The organism is Thermopirellula anaerolimosa (assembly GCF_054657335.1).
The window spans coordinates 377,845-398,058 of the sequence record NZ_BAAHYX010000006.1; the positions used below are offsets into that span (position 1 = coordinate 377,845).

Genomic DNA, 20,214 nt, shown 5'->3' on the forward strand with positions numbered 1-20,214 from the left:
CGAACCGTGATGACATCGCAGATCGACGTCGCCGACTACCTCGCCTATCGACCGTTGCGTGCCCCGCAAGAAGACCGCGCGGTGTTTCTGCAACCGCCCTTGGATTTGCTCCCGAGGGTCGTTCACCGCAACATCGTCGGCAAGAGGGAATCGTCGCACGCGGCGTCGTTGCCGTTCGATGGTGCGTGGTTGCGCAGGTCTCGCGAAGAATTCGTTCGTGCCGCCTTGGCTTGGACGGGCTTATACGCCGATACGAGTTGGGCCGAGCGAAGGTGCGAACAAGCGGCGAACGGCGACGTTCCGCTGCTGCTCGCCGGACACCAGACCGAGATGTTTCATCCCGGTGTGTGGTTCAAGAATGCCGTCCTGTCGTCGGTCGCACGATCGCTCGGAGGTTTGGGCGTTAACATTTTGATAGACGGTGATTCGCCCAAAACGACCGCCGTTCGCGTCCCGACTAACGCGGGCGGGCGTCCCGCCGTGGTTTGCATCCTCCCCGATCAAAGCGAGAGCGGTCTGCCCTACGAAGAGCGATTCGTACGCGATTGGGAGTGTTTTCAGAGTTTCGGCGATCGCGTGCACGGGGTGCTGGCGCCTCTCGTTCCCACGTCGATGATTCGCGACTATTGGTCGCTGGTGCGAAGCCGCGCGGGGGAAAACCGCCATTTGCCCTGGTCTCTTGCCCAGGCCCGGCACATGCTGGAACGCGAGTGGGGTTGGCGCACGCTGGAAATCCCGCAAAGCGTCATGTGCGATCTGCCCGGTTTTGCCGCCTTTGCGGCCTTCCTTTGGAGTCGGGCGGCGTCGTTTTCCGACATCCACAATCGCGTGCTGGCTCGGTATCGTCGCATCCACCGCATGCGTACCGAAGCAAGGCCCATGCCGGACCTCAAACGGAACGACGATTGGTGGGAAACGCCTTTTTGGATTTGGGCCGCCGAGGAACCGAATCGCCGCCGGATTTTTGTTCGACGGTCGGGCCGATGTGTCCAAGTGTCCGACGGGGTCTCCGCGCTGGGGTGCCTGCGAGAGGATGATTTCGACGGGGCGGCGGCGTGGTGGAGCGATCTTCGCCGTCGCGGGACTAAGATTCGCGGTCGGGCCATTATCACCACGATGTGGGCGAGGATGGTCCTGGGGGACATGTTCTTTCACGGCATCGGCGGGGCCAAGTACGACCAAGTGACCGATGCCGTTATGTGGGAGTTTTGCGGTTTTCGACCGCCGAAATTCGCGATTGCTTCGGCCACCCTGCTGCTGCCGATCGGCACGGAGCGAGTCGCGTCGCGCATTTCCGCCGATCCCGGTGAATTGCGGAGGAGACTTCGGGAAATGACTTATCACCCCGAAAGATTCATCTCATGGGATAACCTTTCCGCAGACGAGAGGGAATGCGTACAAGCGTTGGTCGCGGAGAAAAGACGCTGGGTGGAACTTCCCAAAACGCTGAGCAACGCGGCCGAGCGTCATCGCGCAATTACGAAGGCTAATCGCGACTTGGGGGAGTTTCTGTCGCGGGAACGCGAACGTCTTTTGCAAGCGATCTCGGATGCCGAGGAACAGGCCCGGGGCGCGGCGATTCTGTCGTCGCGGGAATACGCCTTTTGCCTCTATCCGGAATCGCACCTTCGCGAATTCTTTGAGCGCTCGCTGGGATCTGCGGCGGAATCGGTCGAAGCGGACGATTGAGCTACGCTTGCGCCGCTCCGCTGTAGCGACGTTGCCCGCTACTCCGGCGTTTCCCGTACCGATTCAGTCACCGTGAAACTGGAGCAAACTGGTAGGTTGGTAGTCCGCCAGTTTCTCAGCGCCCTTCAGATCGACCAGTTCAATCAGGAAGGCGCAGCCGACAACTTTCCCGCCCGCCTTTTCCACCAAGCGGCAACAAGCCTCCACGGTCCCGCCGGTGGCGAGCAGGTCGTCCACGACGACCACGCGGGACTCCGTGGGCAAATCATCGCGGTGCATTTGCAGCGTGTCGGTGCCGTATTCCAGGCTGTAACTGTGGGAGATGGTGACGGAGGGTAGTTTCCCCGGTTTGCGAATCGGGATCAATCCCACGTTCAATTCCAGGGCCAACGGTGCGGCGAACAGAAAGCCCCTCGCCTCCGCGGCGGCAAGAAACTGCGGATTCCGATCTCGCACGGCGTCCGCCATCCGCTCGACGGCGAACCGCAAAGCCGACGGATTCGCCAAGAGCGGGGTAATGTCGCGAAACAGGATGCCCGGCTTGGGAAAATCCGGAATCGAACGAATGTATTGGCGAAGGTCCTCGACATTTTGGATCATGATTGCGGAAAATCCTTTCCAAGGAGATCGTGTCGGTTGTCCGCGGAGGTCGCCGTGTTAGCGGTAGGTAATGGCTTTGACCAATGGTTGCACGATATTTGGGATGACGTATTGCTCGACTGCCGGTTGCGCCGTCTTGATCAGCAAGTCCAAGGTCTGCTCGAAGCCGTCTTTTCCCGGCAACCAACCGTAGTGGCGCACCGTAAAATGCACGCTTAGATTCTCCGTGGTGTAATCTTTGAAGCGAATCTGGTCTTCGGGCGTGCGAGTTGAGATTTCGAGGCGGCACTGCAACCGGCAATCTTCATCCAAAGCCAACACGATACTCGGCTCGTAGCGGATCAATTGATTACCGGGAAGGTCGCGCAGGGAGTCCAGTGCCGGCAGTACGCCCAACGCTTCCGCCACCACTTGGTTATGGTTACCACGGTATCGGAAATCGAATCCGAAGAGCAGATCGACGTTCTCGCAATCCAATCGACTCAACGAGAGGTGAAAAGGCGCCGTTTGGGCGACCAAACGATGGTACTCGAAGGCTTCCGCCAGGGAATCGGGATTGAGGAATCCGGCGGTGACGCGTCGGGCCTCCAAGCTGCACCAGCGATACGAACGCTCGTTTCGATCCTCCTCCAGCGCCAACTCCACCTTCTCCCTAGCGAAGAAATTGGTCATCGCGGGATACGCCTTTTGCAATCGCTCGAAAAACGTGAGCAGCGTTTCGCGATTGGAAGGCAAGGAAAGCATGGTGTCGATAGCAAGATTGACGTAATAGTCGTCGCAATACGCACTGTAGCTGTTCATGGTCGCTGCGTGTTTTTCCAACCTCGCGTGCACAACCGGGACCGGCGCGAAACCGTCCCGATACCGTACTGCCGTCTGATCGCAGGATATTGATTTCGCCCGCCGATCTCCCCCACGACGGGCTAGTCTCTAGTCGTAGCTCAACACATTGATATAGAGTATAAGGGGCTGCTGCGATAGGTGTCAAAATCCCCTCTCACGAGCCAACAATCACACTCTTTCAGAGTGCCTTCCGGGCCTTCAAGCAACGCAGGCTGTCAGTCGATGGATACGAGATGGGTCGGCTTAGGAGCGATGGAAACGCCGCTGGGAGGCCTGGCGTTTCTGCTGTCCGATCAAGGGGTGGCCGCTGTTCGACTCGGATACGCCGATTGGGAGGCGGCACTCGATGCCGTGGTGTCCCTCCGAAAGGTGGATTCTCGCTTTCCGACGGGCCTATCTCGTCGCCAAGAGGCCCCTTGTTTGACGGTCGGCCTACTGCACTGGTGTGGGCTGGGCGAAAACTCGCAGCCAACCGAATTGGCTTCCCGTTTAGCTGACGAATTCGCGCGGTACTTTGCGAGAGAAACCGTCGATTTTGGAAGCATTCCGCTCGATTTCGGACAAGCCACGGTGTTTCAACGCCAAGTCTGGGGGGCATGCCGATCCATTCGGTTTGGCGAAACGATGAGCTATGGCGGGTTGGCTGCACGTATTGGGCGTGCCTCGGCGGTCCGTGCCGTCGGCCGCGCGCTGGGGGCGAATCCGATCCCGCTGATCATCCCGTGCCATCGGGTGGTCTCCGCCGACGGCGATTTGCGCGGCTATTCCGGTTTTGGCGGAACCGTCACCAAACGTAAGTTGCTGGAACTAGAGCGGGCGGCGATAGAGAAACCTACCCCTGAATGCGGTTGACACGTCGGTCAGCGTCGCGCGATACCGGAAGCGCGGCGTTTTAACAATGGCCGTTGCTGCAACCGCCGGCGCCTCGCTCCGCGAACGCCACCCCTTCGATCTCGACCAGCAGGTCGGGGCGGCAGACGTCGGCCACCGCATAGATCGTCGGCACATCGCCCATCCGTTTCTTGCAGATGGCCGCCACTTTGGGGTAGTCGGATTTCCGCTTGATATACACTCGAGCCAACGCCAAGCGATCCAGGGAACTGGACATTTCGGGCAGGCAGTGACGCCGGAGGTTGGGGCCGTCGATGAGGGCCTCGATGTTGTCCAGGGTCTCGTGCGTCTGGCCCTCGACGTCGCCCTCGTGCTGGGTTTCAGAGTCGGTGATGCTGGCGGTTCCGGAGATGAAGAGCGTGGCGTAACTCCCGCAGGAGAGTGCCATGGCCCGCGAAAACTTGGGACTTTTGGGGCTGTAGTGGCACCCGTAGCCGAATGCCGGCGTTTGGCGGGGATTCTCCAGCGGCATGGCGACGATATCGGAGCGGTCCGTATCCAATGCGATGCAACTCATCACTACGTCCCGATGATCCGCCCCGATTCCGGTGCTGGCCGGGTAAGCGGTACCCTGTTCCACCGGCATCCGATCGCGCAAGAACGGTATGCCTTCGTAGAAGTCCGCCCTTGCCCGATTGAGTTCCTTGTAACGCTGGGATTCGCCCTCCGGATCGACGATCCCGCCCAAATAGAGCCACGTGCGAATGACCTGATCGAACCGCACGTCAACCCGTTGCAACAAAGCCTGCATCCGTTGAAAGGCGTCCATCGTCCGATCGTACGTCGCTTCGGCGGAAGTTTGGGGTACCACGTTCGCGCAATGTACCCAGGAAATGTTGTTGTGTCGGGCGAGAACGAGTTGTTCACTGAAGCGGAGGATATCCACATCACCCTTCTTGCGACCTACGCCCAGTGCCTCGATCGAAATCAGCCCGCCTTCGCAAGGCAATTGCGGAACGTAGGTGGTAGCGGGCATTTCCGGGCCGTAGAAGTCCCGTATGATCTTACGGACTTCTTCGAGTTGGGAGTAATCTCCCAAAAAGACGACCTGATGGACAATCGATCCCAGCGTCCCCTCCTCGCGAATGACCGCTTCGATCGTCTTCAGGGCATCGTCGGCCTGGGTCTCCAGGCTTCCGCCGCACCGAGGAACCGCCGCGGCAAACACATGGCGGACATCGGTCAAGTCCACAACGGAATAGCCAACGCCGTCGCTACAGGTTTTTCGAATCATGGGTCCCTCGGAAGCTCCCCGTTCCCTAGTCCCGCTTTCAGTTTAATCGCACCGCGGCGGAGCGACAACAAAACGGCTTCCATTCGCGTTGCGGCAGTCGCGGCGGTGAAGTTGCCGAACCCTTTCAGGAGGCACAAAATCCCAAGATTTATCCCGGCCAACCGGGTCTACACCAAATCACTCGGAGGGGTTGACGGTGGGTGATCTAATTATTTAATGGCGCGTTTTCCGCACGGCGCACCACTTGCACGAAGGATCGTCGCCAAGGATACGCGAGATGCTCGGGTTCTAAGCGGCGGGAATATTACACTCAAAGGTAAACTTACTCCTATTCCCCCAAGTTTCGCGGGGCTGCGATGCTAAGGCGTGGACCAGGCGTCCAAAGGTTTTACCGGGGGAAGCTTGGCCGCGGAGCCTTCCGGCACGAAAGCAACCGTGATACGAAGCGGTTCGCTTTCCTTCTTCAAACGCACTACAAGTTTGCGGACGTCGGGTTGCTGCCTTTGCGGCGGTGGAGCGTCGGCTTTCTCGACGGCGAATTGGGCGTCATCGGGAGACAAGATCACCGCACGAATCGAAAGGTCCTCTTGCCGCAGAACCGCCTCCCGACCGTGCGATTCCACCTCCGCCGGGGTGTGCGCTTGCCACTGGATCGAACGTCCTTCCAAGCCTTGGATCTCGTCCTGGACAACGACAATCTTCTTATTCAGAACCGCCACCCCTCGCCGTACCCGGTCCGTGGACGAGGCGGCACCCTCGCCACCGGATTGCGAGGCGTAGGCCTGGGAGAGGTCCGCCACGGCGAACAGCCGATCTGGATGATCCGAAAAGGCCGTGATTGGGGCTTTGGCGCGGGGAGCCTGGTTTTGGCCGTCGACGATCAACGTGTTCTGGCCTGCCGTACCCAGACGGTAATAGGTCCATCGCAGGTTTCCGAAGTAGCCGGGCAGATTGTAGTTGTCGGATCCGAGATCCAGAATCCAGCGCTTCCCTGCCGCGTCCAAGACGAAACTGCCGAGTTCCAGGTGGCTGTGGTTGACGGCATTGTCTCCGCCTTTGAAGCCGACGAAGACGGCATCGTCCGTCCAGTCGCTGCGCATGGTGACGATATCCGCTCCGCGGAACCACCTGGCGATGGGTTCGCCCGACATACCGCCACCCCGCGGATCGTACCACCACAGATCCAGGGCCGATCGGCCCTCGAGGTAATCCCGTTCGTGCCATGCGTAGACCGGACGGTCGAATCGCTTGGCGAGATACAACATGCACGGGGCGCTTCCTACCCGAGAACCGCCGTCCGCAAAATTGAAACTGAGTTTGGTCGGGCCGATGACGTGCATCCAGAAATCGCCGGTGACGGAAAAGCCGGGCGAGTTACCCAGGCCGAAATCCGTTCCCAAAGCCGTCTCCAATCCCGCCAACATATAAACCGTGTATCGGGTGGCGTAATTCCAATAGCCCGGCCCTTCCGCCCACGCGCCGTCGGGGGCGTAGCTTGCCATGGCCCGGGGCAGCGAAGCAATCGCCGAAGACACGATGAAGGACGCCAATTCCGGTTCGTCTTCGGCGACGGCCAAAGCCCCCATGGTCAGACCGCCGTTACAGACTTGATTCCAATTCCAGACGGTTCGCGACCAACCACCCCCGCGACGATAGATTTTCTCTCCCTCCCGCAACCCCTTTTCCACGATTGCCGTGCGGATCGCTTGCCGATCTTCCGGCGAGAGGATTTCGTACAGCCAGTCGTACCCGATCGCCAAGGCATGCGTCATTTCGGCGGTGTCGAGAAAATGCGAGGGGTTCCAATCCGGAAACGCAGCGGCGGTCCGCATTTCGACGACGGCACGATCCGCGTATTTCTTGTCGCCCGTTAGGCGATAGAGAGTGGCCAAGGTGTAGATTCGATCGAGGCACAGCCGACTTTGATCCAGCAATCGAGGGCCGATGAGACGATGGCGTATGGGCGAATCCGAGAGGATGCCATCTCCCCGTTCACGGACGGATTCGAAGATTTGCCGCGCCTTTTCGTCGGTCCGCAGCAACTGCCGCAAAGAGTCTTCCGCGCCCCGCGGTGCGATCAAACGGGGATGCTGCGGAACGAGGGTCTTCAAGACTTGCTCGGGTGCGGTCGAAGCAGCGGGTTCCAAGGCGACGGCGATGCCGGTCGAGACAAGTGTTACGACCGCGAATATGGCCGGATTGAGGCACGTCGCGGCACGAAGTCGTCCAAGCCGACGGACAAAGCAAGGGAACGCCGCCATGAAAAACTCTCCTTCGTCTGATGCGACAGGAAGTCCGCTATAGGAACGGTAGGTCGTAGCAAAATGGGGCGGGAAGCACAGGGTCGGAAGCGGAATCCGCATGTGTAGGAGAGTGTAACCCTCGCCCGTATCGCGGTCAACTATTTCGACAAGACGATTTCGCGGCGGGAGAAGTGCTTGCGGATAGGATGGACCTTGGGACGCCGATCGGGAACGATAGCGCAGCTTGGCCGGGCGGCGGCCACGGCATGCAAGTGCGCCCTTGCGCCGATCGGAGAGCCGTGGGCAAACGACGAGCACAAAAGCGCCGCCGTTTCGATGAATGCGGCGGGCGACGGTCAAAACGAACGAAATCGCGATCGTTCCCGCCGGACACGACGAGCGGCGTCAATCGTCGTCACCGGTCGGGGGCGTCGGGGCGTTTCTCTTGCACCCAAAGGTAGTAATCGGCCAACTTCAGTTTGGAGGCCGCCTGTCGATCCAGAAACACGACGGCATCCCGGTGCAACTGTAGGGCCGAAGCGGTGACCATACTTGTGATCGGGCCTTCCACGGCGGCAGCCACGGCATCCGTCTTGGCCTCTCCGTGGGCGATCACGATGATGCGTTTGGCATCGAGAATGGTGCCCACCCCCATCGTGATTGCGAACGACGGCAACTCTTCATCGGGATCGAATTGTTCGGCGAACTCGGTTAACCGTCGTTTGGACAGGGTCTTGATGCGCGTCCGGGAACCCATGGAGCTTCCCGCTTCGTTGGCGCCGATTTGCCCTTCGGTCCCAATGCCCAGGATTTGAAGATCGATGCCGCCGCAATCCTTGATTCGCTGTTCGTACCACCGGCAGTAAGCCTCGTAATTGTCCGTGGTGCCAAGGGGGAAGTAGGTATTCTGTGGAGGAATGTTGACGAACTTGAAAAGATGCTCGTGCATGAAATAGCGGTTGCTTTGGGGATGATCGCGTCCCAAACCGACGTACTCGTCCAGGTTGAACGTGGTGACTTGGGAGAAATCGATCAGCCCCTCCTTGTGCATCTTAACCAACTCTTGATACAGCCCGCGGTGCGTGTTGCCGGTGCTCAGCCCCAGCACGGCGTTCGGCTTGGTATTCAAGACTTTGGTGACCGCCTTGGCTGCCGCCGCACACATTTCTTCGTAGTTGTCCTTGATGATGACTTCCATGGCGAGCCTTCCCGGGTTGTGGCCGCGAACGAAACCATCGGGTGGGATAGGGCCGACGTGAAAGGCGTCTTCAGACGTCCCCGCGATGCAAGCCCCGCCCCTGAAAAGGGTTACCGCGTCCCTCGCCGACGCGACCGAGTTTCATGATAGCAGTGTGAAATGTTTGCCGCTTGGCGTCAAGAATGCTTGGCCGCGCGCGGCGGATTCCTTTCCCAACAGCGAAGTGATCCGGATCGCCCGGCAGCGGATACTCACGACAGCGGCCGAACGATAATCCGCGTTCCGCGGATCTCAGTCACGACGACTTCGCGACCGGAATCGATGGGTTCGCCGTCCTCCGAAAGGACATCGAACAGACGCCCGGCTAGGCGGGCCTTGCCGCCGGGCAGTAGCGGAGTCACCGTCGTCCCGCGCTCGCCGACCAGCGATTCATCGACCGGCAGCAGACTGCGACGCCGCTCCATATCCTCCGCCTCTTCCTCGGACGGCGGCAACAGGACGATCCGCCCGATGCCCGGCGTGTGCGGTAACCATCGCCCGATCAGCGAGGCCACGACACCCGTTCCCAAGGCCGCGCCGGCAATCACCAAGAGAGATTGCTGGAACTGCGCCCATTGGTAACTATTGCGGGGCCAAATGAAGGTCTGACCGGCCAAGACCAACGATGCCAAGATCAAGGCGCCTCCGCCCAAGCCGAAGATGCCGAAACCCGGCAAAACGAACAATTCAACGGCCAGACACGTCAAGCCGACGAGAAACAGGATGATTTCCAACCATTCCGCCGTTTGACCCAGGAAGCGACTCCAGAAAAAGAGGACGAAACACACGGTCGCCACGAAGGCGCCCACGCCGATACCCGGTGTCTGCAATTCGATCAGAAGGCTGACGAAACCGATAATGACCAGGGCCACGGCGACGCCGGGAGAGGCCAACCCTTCGATCAGCATGTCCGACCACGTCGGTTCGAGGAGGGCGGGATCGTTTTCCAGGCCGTACAATTCTTTCATGGCCGCAAAGGAATCGACCGTCTCCTTGGCCAAGCCGAATTCCAGGGCTTGTTTGCCCGTCAATTGCAGGGGTTTGCCGGGTACGGAGATCGCGTCGCCCTTCACCCAATCCTCCGGATTCGGCAGCGTTTGCCACTCCTGCTCCGAGAAAAACTCGGTCAGGCCGGGCGAGGACTTCCGCGTGTAGCGAAAAACTTCGAGATTGGGGTCCAACATCGCGACCGGCAGCGACCAAGAGCGTTCGATCTTGGGGGCGACCGCTTCGCTCCAGGTTCGCCGGACCTGTGCCAAGTCGTCGGCGGTGGGAAGGCCGTCTCCTTCACCGCCCAGTCGTGCGTCCGGATGCATGATCAAATGATCGCAGGCTAGGGCTATGAGCGCCGCATCGGAAAGGGCCTGCCTGGGAACGTACGCCACGGTGCGAATTCGATCGCTGGGCAGATCCACGGCCAAGAAAGTCGCGAGTCGTAACGAATCGACCGGCGAACCGCCCGCGCTGTCGATGTTCAGGCAGACAAAATTTACGTCGCGTCGCAAGGCGTCTTCGATCAGCTTTTGAGCCCGTTGGACCGTCGCGGCGCGAATCGGACCGTGAATCCGCACTTGGACGGCCTGCCACATGCCGCCCGCTAGCACCTCCTCCTCCACCTCGGATTGCGGAATCGACAGGGCGACCAACAACTCCCGGAGGTCCGCGGCGGTGTAGTCGATCAGGTCCAAGGCCCGGGCTTCACGCCCGGTCATTCGGCCGAGTTGCCCTGCCGGAAACAAGACGACGGGTTTGCCCACCACGGGGCGTCCCAGCTTTTCGAGACCTTCCGGAGTGACGAATACCCGCTCCACATCGGTTTCCACCTGCAAAACCGTTCGGTCGGGGTCCAGCATTCCAAGGGCGATCTCCACGGGCATGACGCGACGACGCTGGGCAATCTCGCGGTAAGCGCTGAGCATGGGCGGCGAGACGCGTTTTTCGGCGATGCCCGCGGAACCCAGTTCGGCGTCGGGCGCGAGAATGATCTGGCCGCACGCCAGAATAACCAGGACGGCGTGGCCTTCGGCGCGATACGGAACATAGGCGATCGTCCGCACGCGGCTCAATTCGTCGCTCGTCAGAAACTCCGCCATGTCATAGCATGCGCCGAACTCGCTGCGCGACGCGAACTGCTCCTCGCCCCGATTCGTTTCGAACACGAAAATCAGGTTCTTGGGCGGACCGCCGCGGTCGTTCAAGACGTCGCGTACACACTGCTTCAGCCGAGATGCCGTCGGACCGGTAATGGGGAGCGTGATGCGGACGACTTGCGTCTTGTCCTCGCTTGGCCGAGTCTCAGCTTTGGCTTCGGTCGCCTCGGCGGGGGTGCCGGCTTCGGTTAGTGCGCCCTGGACGGGCTCCAAGAAGGCGGCCGAATGGAAGGCCGTCAATAGAACAAAAGCGGCGAATATCCCGACGCGCATGACTGCGGCGGGCCTCATCCCTGTGAAGCTTGCCTGCTGCGGACAAGTTCTCCGGCGCATATACTTGCTCACTTCCGAGGCCTTTCGTGATTCCGGTTCAGGGCGGCCTGTGAAACAAAACCGCACGGTACGCCGACACGCCCTCCCACCGGAAGATTCTGAGCCGATCCGACTTAGGCCGCACATCGATCGAAACCCGAACGCTGGGCAGGGGCCCTTTTCTCAACTCCGACCTGAGTTCGTAAGGATGAGCATATTATAAGATTGCCAAAGCGAGCACGATACGCTGTCGGCTGTGCCTGGGATGGCGCCCCGTCAGAATGATGGGGGGCCAAAAGCTATTCGCGAATCGGGACCGAATATTGAAGCAAGAGGAGTCCCGACCCTTGGTCATGGAATCTCGGGGCGCGCCCGCATGTCAGCGACCTGCCGGGACGTCCGCCACCTTGTAAACCGTCCGCACGATGGCGAAACCGAGACGCTCATAAAGTTGGATCGCGCCTTCGTTCTCGGCTGTGACCTCCAGAAAGGCCCGGATCGCACCCGCCTCACGAAAGCCGGCCAGGGCGAGCAGCAAGAGCGCCGAACCGATGCCTCGACCACGATGTCCAGGGGTTACGCCAACGTTCTGGACGGCCCCAACTCGCGTATCTTCATCGAGAATGCCCTGAATGGTTCCACAGTATTCAAGGTGACCGTTTGAGGAATCATCTTCGAACGCCGCCAGCCAGGTGGCTTCCGGCAAAAATCCGGGTTTTCGCCGGATCGCCTGCATCAAACGGCGACACCCATCTTCGTGGGTGAAACAGGCGAATACATTCGCATCGATCTCGTGCCGAAAGCTCTGGTACTTGACCCGAGCATGATGCTCCAACAGTTCGTCGCGCCAGGGCAAAAACAGATATTGGGGCGGAAAGACAGGCTGTGGCGGTTTTTCGGCCAGGTCGATTTCCATGCGGTAGCGTTTGAAGTAGGTCCAAGCCATGGGCGATGCCCCGCCTGCGCCGGCAACCTCGTTTCCGCGCTGCCATAGGATTCGGTCAAGCATCTAACGGTAATCTATTCGCTCCAAACCGCGCGGTCAACGGCAAGCGGTTTACCGCATGCAGGGGACGATCGTCTGTGCAACGTTTGGGCGGATGAGTGTGCGACGGTGCTTCCCGTTCGAGACGGTCGGCTTGCGGATGTGTCTATTAACGCCGTTATCTTTGGGTAGTCCGCGGGTAGGGGTGAACGGATGCATCCAGAAAGCAGCGATCCGAATGGACCCTTGGCCGAACTTGCTTTCAGTCCGTATCATTGTTGAGTCGATTCGTTGACATTGGATTAGCCGATTCTTTTGCCGACCGCGATCTATGGGCCGGTCAGGATTGACGAAGTTCTCCCATGGGCTTCAGGAGAGTGAAAACTATGACGGATCATCGACGCACCGCCGCACGAATTCGGAACGGAATGCTGATTCCCTGGCTGGCGACGGTCGTGTTGTCAGTTCTCTTTCCGCACTTGTCGGTTGCCCAGTTTTCCCTCAGTCCGGGCGGCGGGGGGCTTTTCGGTACTCCCAAGGTTCGCGTGAAGGCGGCTTTTACGGAGGCGACTTCGACCCGGCCGGCGCTGCTGTTCGTTCAGGCCGAGATCGATCCCGGTTGGCACATTTACTCCGTCACACAAACGGGGGACGGCCCACGCCCCACGATTATTCGTCTGAAGCCGGATCAGGGTGTTCGCGTCGCAAGTGCATTCGTTCCCGACCGTGATCCGGAGCGGAAGACGGAGGCCGCCTTTCCCGGCATCGAAGTCGAGACTCACGACGGCGCCGTGTGGTGGGTGGCGGCCATCGCGATCGACCCTAATGTCGATGTCAGCAAGCTGGCGATTCAAGGCGTCTTGAACGCTCAACCGTGCGACGCCTCGAGTTGTTTGCCTCCGCAAGATTTGCCGTTTACGGCGGCACGAGTAGCCTCACCGCCGATTGCGGAGGACGTGCTGGCCGCCCTTCTGCCGACGCTTCTTGCCGGCGGATCCCGATCCGGGGATCAACCGCCGGCGGCGAGCGACTCCTCAACCGGCGATACTGCGAAGCCTACCCCAAGCACGGCACCCCAGGGCGGTCTGATTTCCCCAATCCCTGAGGATTGGTCGGGAGACGATCTTCCTTGGCAGCCTTTCACGATGCGGACATTTTTGGCCTTGGTTGGGGATGAGTTCGATCCGGACGCCATGCAGGCCAACGTGGGATTCACCAAGTGGAGTTGGCAAGAGTTCGTCTTGAAAATCTTGGCCGGATTCTTGGGAGGCATCATCCTCAACGTGATGCCGTGCGTTTTGCCGGTGATAGGATTGAAACTGCTTTCCTTCATCCAAACAGCGGGAGAGGACCGTCGTCGCGCGTTCGCTTTGAATGCGTGGTATTCGGCGGGCTTGCTCTCCATCTTTTTGTTGTTGGCGATATTGGCCGTCTTCTTGAAGCTGGGATGGGGCTATTTGTTCAAGTTCGCGGAATTCAACGTGGTCATGGCGGCGATCGTTTTCGCCATGGCGTTGGCGTTTTTAGGCGTGTGGAGCATTCCCATTCCCGGTTTCGTCGGTTCCGGAAAAGCCGTGGAGTTGGCGCAAAAGGAGGGGGCCGTCGGGGCCTTTCTCAAGGGCGTTCTCACGACGATTCTGGCCACGCCGTGTACGGGCCCCTTCATGGGAGCGGCCCTGGCCTGGGCCTTTTCTCAGCCGCCCAGCGTTGTGTTTGCCGTATTCATGAGCGTCGGCTTGGGGATGGCAAGCCCCTACCTGGTGGTCGGAGCTTTTCCGGAGTTGATGCGATTTATGCCGAAGCCCGGTCCATGGATGGAATCTTTCGAGCGCGTGATGGGGTTCGTGCTCTTGGGAACGGTCGTGTACATCTTCACGTACCTCGATTGGCCGTACTTGGCTCCGACCCTGGGCTTGCTCTTCGCAATTTGGGCTGCGCTTTGGTGGGTGGAGCGGACGGGATTCACCGCAAGCTCATCCAAGAAATTTCGAGCATGGCTCGAGGCGGCGGCCTTCGTGGCTGTCATGTGGTTGCTCTTGTTTCCCGGCATCCGCGTTGACGGTCGGCAGTGGGGCGGCCTTCTGTCGGTCATGGAACACCGCTTCCTCAGGCGGGCGACCACCGTCGTCGATCTGAAGCTATTTCAAGAGGGCAAGCAGATTGTCTCCGGCGACCAAGCGGAAAAACCCATCGTTCCGCCCGGAAAATACACCATCCTGGTGGATTGTACGGCCGATTGGTGCGTGAATTGCAAGACTTTGGAGGCGACCGTATTGAACACGGAACCGGTCCGCCGCATCCTGCGGGAAAACAAGGTGGTGTTGCTCCAGGCGGATTGGACGCACGAGTCGCCCGAGGTCACGCGGTTCCTCAATTGGCTGGGATTCCAGCAGGTTCCGGTGGTGGTTGTGTTCCCGGCGGGGCGACCGAACGAACCGTTCGTCTTTACCGGCATGTTCACGCAGCGGGACATCGTCCAAGCGGTGGAAAAGGCGGGACCGTCCGTCGTGGCGCAATCGCGCGGTGAATCGATTGAGACAGTGGCCGCAACCTCGTCGGGACGGTGATGCGGAGGAGATTCAGCAACCGCCCACTATGTGCCTTTCCGGATTCGGTCCGGATCCGCGTTCCATTCACTCGGGCGACGGCACTCGGTTCCCGACCGCGATTTGCTCCGTTTGCGGCGGGGGGCGATGTTCCGCGTCGACTTCGTGAAATTAATCACGGGACGCGGATGGGCCTTGGAGTGCCGCCGCGACGACATCGTCGCTCGCCGGCTGCGGGAGTTGGTGGCTTGCTCGAAGCAGTTCGAGATACTTGCGGCGGTATTCCCAAGCAACCCAACCGATGTACAGCACCGCCGCGAAGGACGCGGTCATCCCCGAAAGAGCAAGCGTATTCATCAGCGAATTTGAATTCGCGGTTGACTTTTCCGGCGGCGGCGGACTGCTATCGGCAGGCGGTTGGGTTTCGCGCCCTTCTTGGGGTTGAGCGGCCTCCGCTTTTTGCGAGTTGGGTGGACTCGCCGTTGTCTCGGGTGAGGGCGTGCCCTGAGCGGCCCCTTGCGTCGAAGCAGGAGGCGAGGCTTCCATGGGCCGAGGGACGGCAGGTTCGGTGAAAACCAGGGGTATCGTCGGGGATGGCAAGGTCCCGTCCGATGGGGTGGATCGCTGATCGTCGAGGGCGGCAGGAGACCCGGGCACAGCAGGCGTGTCGGTGATCGCCGGACTAAAAGGCGGTGTTCGGCGCTCGACCGGTCCGCGTCCCACCTCAATGCGGTAGCTTCTGATCGACGGCAGGCCGGGCGGGACATCACTCGCCGCGATGATGTCGCCCAACTTCAAATCCGCCAACTCCTCCGGGGATACGCGGATCACGTATTCCATCCCACCGTCGGGCAAGGGACGCCAGCCGACCTCTATGCCCAGGCAGGCGATACCGAGAAGGACCGACAGCGCCGATGACATATGCTCCGCTCCTGCGGTTCACTCATTCGCTGGGACGGTTTTGCTCGAACCGGTGACGCTTGCGAGGCGAATGTCGCCTTGGGTTGCCGGTCCGCAGGTTTCCGTCAATCAAACGTCATTCTGACGATCCCCGCTCCCGACTGCAACGAAACCGGGCGCTTGAAATGTCGGATTCGGAACATTCGAGCTTGCCGGCACCGATCAGGCAGAGACCTTTGCACTAGCCCGTCGCAACGCATGCCCCAAAACCCTTCGGCTTTGCCGAGGCGTCATCGGGTTTTGGTGGCGGCCTGGACCTTCGACGCGGGCCGAATCTTGACCGGATCATCACGGACCGGCTCGCATTGGGATCGCGCCTGCAAATTCGACCGCCGCGGGACGCCGCCACACGATTGGCGCATCGCCAATCCCCTCAACATGGAGGGTGTGCTATTGTTAATTTGGCGAGAGTGATTAGCATGGATAATTGACGGCAAGTCTTGCACCGTTTTGTAGAGGCGGCACTGCGGATTTGAGGGCCGGGATTCATGTCTTCCCGTCGGGGATTGCGTTTGCGGCGAACCGGGTCACGTTCAGCCGGCTTATCGCAATGGGTGTTGAGCTGAACGGGTCGGGTTGTCGCGCGCGGTGTGCCGCCGGCTTGATCTCCGGTTGAAAGCAAAAGCCGAAACGATCATACTTTTTCCATTCTGTAACACCGGAAACAACGGGCGACAAAACTCAGCATAACTGCACCGCCGAGCCATCGGGCGCCGAAAGACAATCATGATGCGGCAGTCTCATGAGGTTCGGTTTGGGATTGCATCCGTGGGGAATTCCACCAATGCCTAAGGCCCTATGCGTGTTTGGTATGGTAGCGGCGGGACTTATGGTTCTTCTCTTCGGTCTCGACTTGGCGATTGGTTTGCCCTTCGGCAAAGCGAACGTCATCATGGACGTCGGTTCGCTGGTGGCGGCGGCTCTGCTTGGTTATGCCAGTTTCATGACATACCGCGAGATTCCGTAGGGCCGATGCTCGTCGCGCGCCCGGTTGCTCCGCCGCCGCTATTCGCTTTCTCTGGTTCTCCAACTTCGCCCGATCAACTGACCGCATCACCCGGGTGTGGTGCAGGTTGCTCCCGTGACTTGAGAGCGGTTGTAGTCGCTCACCTTTCCGACGGGTTTGAGGCATGGGGGCCGTCTTGACCTGTCGAGTTCATCCGTTCGTATCGGCAAATAGCGTCCACGATGCCCGACATGGTGTAGACGCTCGCCTCCACGGCAGGCTCGAATCCCAAACTGCGGAGGGTCTCGCTGGTGATGGGGCTGATCGAGGCCAGTTTTACGAGGTGCAAATCCTCGCCGAAGAGTTTTGCCAAAGAGGCCGCGATAGAGGAACTCGTGACGGTCATCCAGTGGACGGCGCCCTCGCGGATTCGCTCCACGATATCGGGTTGGGGTGTCTCGACATCGCGGTTGACGTAAGCCGTCACTTGCGTCACGTCGCGACCGGCCTGCTTCAGCGATTCCGCCAAAGTCGGACGCCCTCGACTTGCTCTGACCAGCAGGTACCGCCGTCCCGACTCCTGGGTCAGCAGGGCCCCGGCTAAGGATTCGGCCCGGAATTCCGGCGGAATCAAGTCGGCACGAATCAGGAATCGTTGCAGTTCCTCAGCAGTGCCGGGTCCGATCGCGGCGATTCGAGCTTGGCCGAAGGCCCGGGCGTCGCGGCCGAGTTGTCGCATTCGATCGAAGAAAAAGCGCACGCCGTTGGCGCTGGAGAACACGACCCAATCGAAAGTGGACAGTCCGGCGATGGCGGCGTCTACGTCGGCCCAATCGTCGGGCGGCACGATCTCGACCGCCGGGTGGGTCAAGACTTCGGCGCCCAGATCTACCAGCATTTCTCGAATCTTGTCGGTCTGATGTTCGGGCCGAGTGACCACGCAGCAGCGGCCGAAAAGGGGGCGATCGACGAACCAGGATCGGACCGGGGCATGGCGGGCGGCCTCGCCGACTACAATTACCGCCGGGGGCTTGACGGCTTGTTTCTCGATGACCGAGGCGATCTCTCCCAGCGAGGTGAAAACGGTTTGCTGATTGGGCCAACCGCATCGGCGAACCAAGACGACGGGAGTATCGGCGGGCTTGCCGTGGCGCATCAGTTCCTCCGCCCAAACGGATGCCGAGCGAACTCCCATATAGAACACCAAAGTTCCCGGGAATGCAGCCAGGGATTGGTAGTTCAAGGGCGCGCCGTGAAATTCATGAGATTGCTGCCCCGTCACCAAGGCCACCGCCGAGGCGAATTCGGCATGGGTGAGCGGAATCTCGCCCAGGGCGCCGACGGCGAGTCCGGCGGTGATGCCGGGAATGATCACCACGCGAGCGCCCGCCTTTCGTAGGAATTCCGCCTCGTCGGCTTGCCGACCGAAAACGACGGGATCGCCGCTTTTCAGACGCACCACCGTCTTGCCTTGATCGGCGGCCTCCAAGATTCTCCGGTTGATCTCGTCCTGAGTCCAGTGATGGCCGCGGCTGTGATGGCCAAGGGACACCTTCTCCGCCTCGGGCGGGGCGAATTCCAGCACGCGAGGGTCCACGAGATAGTCGTAAAGCACGAGGTCCGCTTTGCCGAGGATTTCGGCAGCCCAGAGGGTGAGTAGTTTGGGTTCTCCAGGTCCCGCGCCCACCAGATAGACGCAACCCCGGGTGGGCACATGCCCCGGAATGGCCTCCTTGGGGGAATCGCTGGGCGAATCGAACTCCCTGCCGGCATTTTCCGGATGAGAGGGAACCGGAGCGCCGGAGGCCGGGGCTGTGTCAGGCTTAGGGGAATCATTCATGGAATGTGCTGTTCGGCGAAAAGGCACTCACGGCGAGTCGGCATCCGCTTGTTGCCGCCGCGGCGAATGCACGGGGGAACCGTCCGTTACGCTGTTGAGTTGACATTTGCGGCAGTTACAATGATGATAGAAGCGGAAAAAGACCCTCGCGGCAGGAACGGATTTTTTCGGGCTACGCTTGAGGTTGCGCTACTTATCGAGGCCGCCATGGCATCAGAAACTCCCACACAAGCCGTCGACACGCGATTTCCGGAACCAAGCCCGGCAAAGCGCAAAAAGCTCAAGGAATGCTTTGAGTACGGCAACCGCATCGCCGCGCAGGAGAACTTCGACTACGCCGCCGACATATACACGGAGTGCGTGGTCGGCGATCCGGGCAATGCGATCTACCTCCAAGCCTTCTTGGCCAACCTCAAAAAGAAATACAACAACAACAAGAAAGGCAAGAGCTTTTCCTTCTTCAAGTTAGCGCCTTTACGGAGCGCTATCAAGAAAGCCCTGCAAAAGAAGGATTGGGTGAACGTTTTCAAGCATGGGACGGAAGCCCTGAAGGTCAATCCCTGGGATACGACGGTTCTGACGGCCCTTTCGGAGGCCTGCGAGCAGTGCGATTTCCAGGAAACGCAGCTCATTTATCTGAAGATGGCTCTGGACGCCAATCCCAAAGACGTCGAGATGTGCCGACGTTGCGCCAAGACCCTCGCCGATTTGGGGATGTACGATCAGGCCATCGCCATGTGGCATAAGGTGGAGCAACTCCGCCCGAACGATCCCGACGCCTCACGCAACATCGCCAATTTGGCGGTGGAAAAGACCATTGCGGGCGGCGGATACGACGAGGGGACGGGCGAATCCCGGCGGAAGGTGGAAGCGGCGGGCGGCGAGATCGGACGCACCGGCGAGCCTTTGAGCAAGAAAGAACGCTTGGAAGTCGAGATCAAGAGGCAGCCGAAGAACCTTCCGCTGTATTACGAATTGGCCGAGATCTACGTCCGCGAGGAGGATTACGCCAAGGCGGAGGACTTGCTTCAACGTGCCTTCGAGGCCACTCAGGACGTTGCGGCGAAGGAGAAACTCGAGGACGTTCAATTACGACGTTTGCGGGTCGAACTGGGCAAGGCCGAGGCCGAATATCGAGCGAAGCCCGACGATCGGAATCAGCAAAAACTCAATGCCGCGAGGAAAGCGCTCTGGGCGAAGGAGTTGGAGGTCTACAAAGATCGGGTTGAGCGATTCCCCAACAACCAAGCCTTTCGTTTCGAGTTGGGCGTTCGGTACCAACTCAACGGCCTGTACGAAGATGCGATCAAGCAATATCAGGCCGCTCAGAGCGATCCCCGGCGTAAAGGGCTTTGCTTGCTGAATCTGGGGCAATGCTTCGAAAAGATCGGTCAGCACCGTCTGGCAATGAAGCACTACGAGCAAGCCGTCCAGGAGATCGCGGACCGAGACAGCGACAACAAGAAGCGGGCTTTGTATTCCGCCGCCGTCTTGGCCTATCGCCTGCGAGCATTCCAGGAGGCCGAACAATTTGCCAGCGCCCTCGCGGCCATGGACTACTCGTACAAGAACATCGGCCAACTGCTGGACAAGATCGGCGAGAAATTGGAGCAGCAGCGTGCCGGAGCGTCCGCCGCGGCCGGAGGGGAAGAGCCGATCGAAGTGGAATTGCCCCCTGGACAGGACGAGGATTGACCCTCATAATATCGGTTTCCGGTGAGCGAAAGCCGTGGTGGCA

At 60.0% G+C, this 20,214-nt stretch carries 14 protein-coding genes; 5 read left to right on the top strand and 9 right to left on the bottom strand.

Annotated features, from left to right (window positions below):
- Nucleotides 1-9: 9 nt before the first annotated feature.
- The gene (locus ACYQ6J_RS07575; RefSeq protein WP_460183576.1) at nt 10-1,689 is read left to right on the top strand and encodes a hypothetical protein; all 1,680 of its coding nucleotides are present in this window, start codon (nt 10-12) and stop codon (nt 1,687-1,689) included.
- A 63-nt stretch (nt 1,690-1,752) separates the two neighbouring features.
- Here the strand turns inward: ACYQ6J_RS07575 and ACYQ6J_RS07580 are convergent, their stop codons facing one another.
- The gene (locus ACYQ6J_RS07580) at nt 1,753-2,289 is read right to left on the bottom strand and encodes an adenine phosphoribosyltransferase (protein WP_460183577.1); all 537 of its coding nucleotides are present in this window, start codon (nt 2,287-2,289) and stop codon (nt 1,753-1,755) included.
- 57 nt (nt 2,290-2,346) lie between these two features.
- Nucleotides 2,347-3,090, bottom strand: a complete 744-nt coding sequence (locus tag ACYQ6J_RS07585; protein WP_460183578.1) for a hypothetical protein — start codon at nt 3,088-3,090, stop codon at nt 2,347-2,349.
- Between the two features lie 264 nt (nt 3,091-3,354).
- Between ACYQ6J_RS07585 and ACYQ6J_RS07590 the strand changes: the two genes are divergently transcribed.
- Nucleotides 3,355-3,984, top strand: coding sequence for a methylated-DNA--[protein]-cysteine S-methyltransferase (locus ACYQ6J_RS07590; protein ID WP_460183579.1), 630 nt, complete (start codon nt 3,355-3,357; stop codon nt 3,982-3,984).
- A 40-nt stretch (nt 3,985-4,024) separates the two neighbouring features.
- Here ACYQ6J_RS07590 and ACYQ6J_RS07595 read toward each other — a convergent pair whose 3' ends face one another.
- The 5 genes from ACYQ6J_RS07595 to ACYQ6J_RS07615 form a co-directional block, all read right to left on the bottom strand.
- Nucleotides 4,025-5,257, bottom strand: coding sequence for a Rid family hydrolase (locus tag ACYQ6J_RS07595; RefSeq protein WP_460183580.1), 1,233 nt, complete (start codon nt 5,255-5,257; stop codon nt 4,025-4,027).
- A gap of 359 nt (nt 5,258-5,616) precedes the next feature.
- Nucleotides 5,617-7,518 carry a heparinase II/III domain-containing protein gene (locus ACYQ6J_RS07600; protein ID WP_460183581.1) on the bottom strand — a complete coding sequence of 634 codons (1,902 nt, stop codon included), beginning with the start codon at nt 7,516-7,518 and terminating at the stop codon, nt 5,617-5,619.
- A gap of 397 nt (nt 7,519-7,915) precedes the next feature.
- A complete protein-coding gene (nagB, locus tag ACYQ6J_RS07605) occupies nt 7,916-8,698 on the bottom strand; it encodes a glucosamine-6-phosphate deaminase (protein ID WP_460183582.1) in 783 nt (260 codons plus the stop codon).
- Between the two features lie 251 nt (nt 8,699-8,949).
- Entirely contained in the window at nt 8,950-11,178 is a 2,229-nt protein-coding gene (locus ACYQ6J_RS07610; RefSeq protein ID WP_460183583.1) for an NfeD family protein, read from the bottom strand.
- Between the two features lie 400 nt (nt 11,179-11,578).
- On the bottom strand, nt 11,579-12,208 hold the full coding sequence (locus tag ACYQ6J_RS07615) for a GNAT family N-acetyltransferase (RefSeq protein ID WP_460183584.1): 630 nt from the start codon (nt 12,206-12,208) through the stop codon (nt 11,579-11,581).
- A 362-nt stretch (nt 12,209-12,570) separates the two neighbouring features.
- Here ACYQ6J_RS07615 and ACYQ6J_RS07620 point away from each other — a divergent pair, with 362 nt between their 5' ends.
- Entirely contained in the window at nt 12,571-14,751 is a 2,181-nt protein-coding gene (locus ACYQ6J_RS07620; RefSeq protein ID WP_460183585.1) for a protein-disulfide reductase DsbD family protein, read from the top strand.
- A gap of 150 nt (nt 14,752-14,901) precedes the next feature.
- Here ACYQ6J_RS07620 and ACYQ6J_RS07625 read toward each other — a convergent pair whose 3' ends face one another.
- Nucleotides 14,902-15,651, bottom strand: a complete 750-nt coding sequence (locus tag ACYQ6J_RS07625; protein ID WP_460183586.1) for a hypothetical protein — start codon at nt 15,649-15,651, stop codon at nt 14,902-14,904.
- A gap of 823 nt (nt 15,652-16,474) precedes the next feature.
- On the opposite strand from ACYQ6J_RS07625, the gene ACYQ6J_RS07630 reads away from it, so the two are divergent.
- The gene (locus ACYQ6J_RS07630) at nt 16,475-16,657 is read left to right on the top strand and encodes a hypothetical protein (RefSeq protein WP_460183587.1); all 183 of its coding nucleotides are present in this window, start codon (nt 16,475-16,477) and stop codon (nt 16,655-16,657) included.
- 139 nt (nt 16,658-16,796) lie between these two features.
- Here ACYQ6J_RS07630 and cobA read toward each other — a convergent pair whose 3' ends face one another.
- Nucleotides 16,797-18,476: a uroporphyrinogen-III C-methyltransferase gene (gene cobA, locus ACYQ6J_RS07635; protein WP_460183588.1), complete on the bottom strand. Its 1,680-nt coding sequence runs from the start codon at nt 18,474-18,476 to the stop codon at nt 16,797-16,799.
- Nucleotides 18,477-18,683: 207 nt separating this feature from the next.
- Between cobA and ACYQ6J_RS07640 the strand changes: the two genes are divergently transcribed.
- The gene (locus tag ACYQ6J_RS07640) at nt 18,684-20,171 is read left to right on the top strand and encodes a tetratricopeptide repeat protein (RefSeq protein WP_460183589.1); all 1,488 of its coding nucleotides are present in this window, start codon (nt 18,684-18,686) and stop codon (nt 20,169-20,171) included.
- Nucleotides 20,172-20,214: the final 43 nt, after the last annotated feature.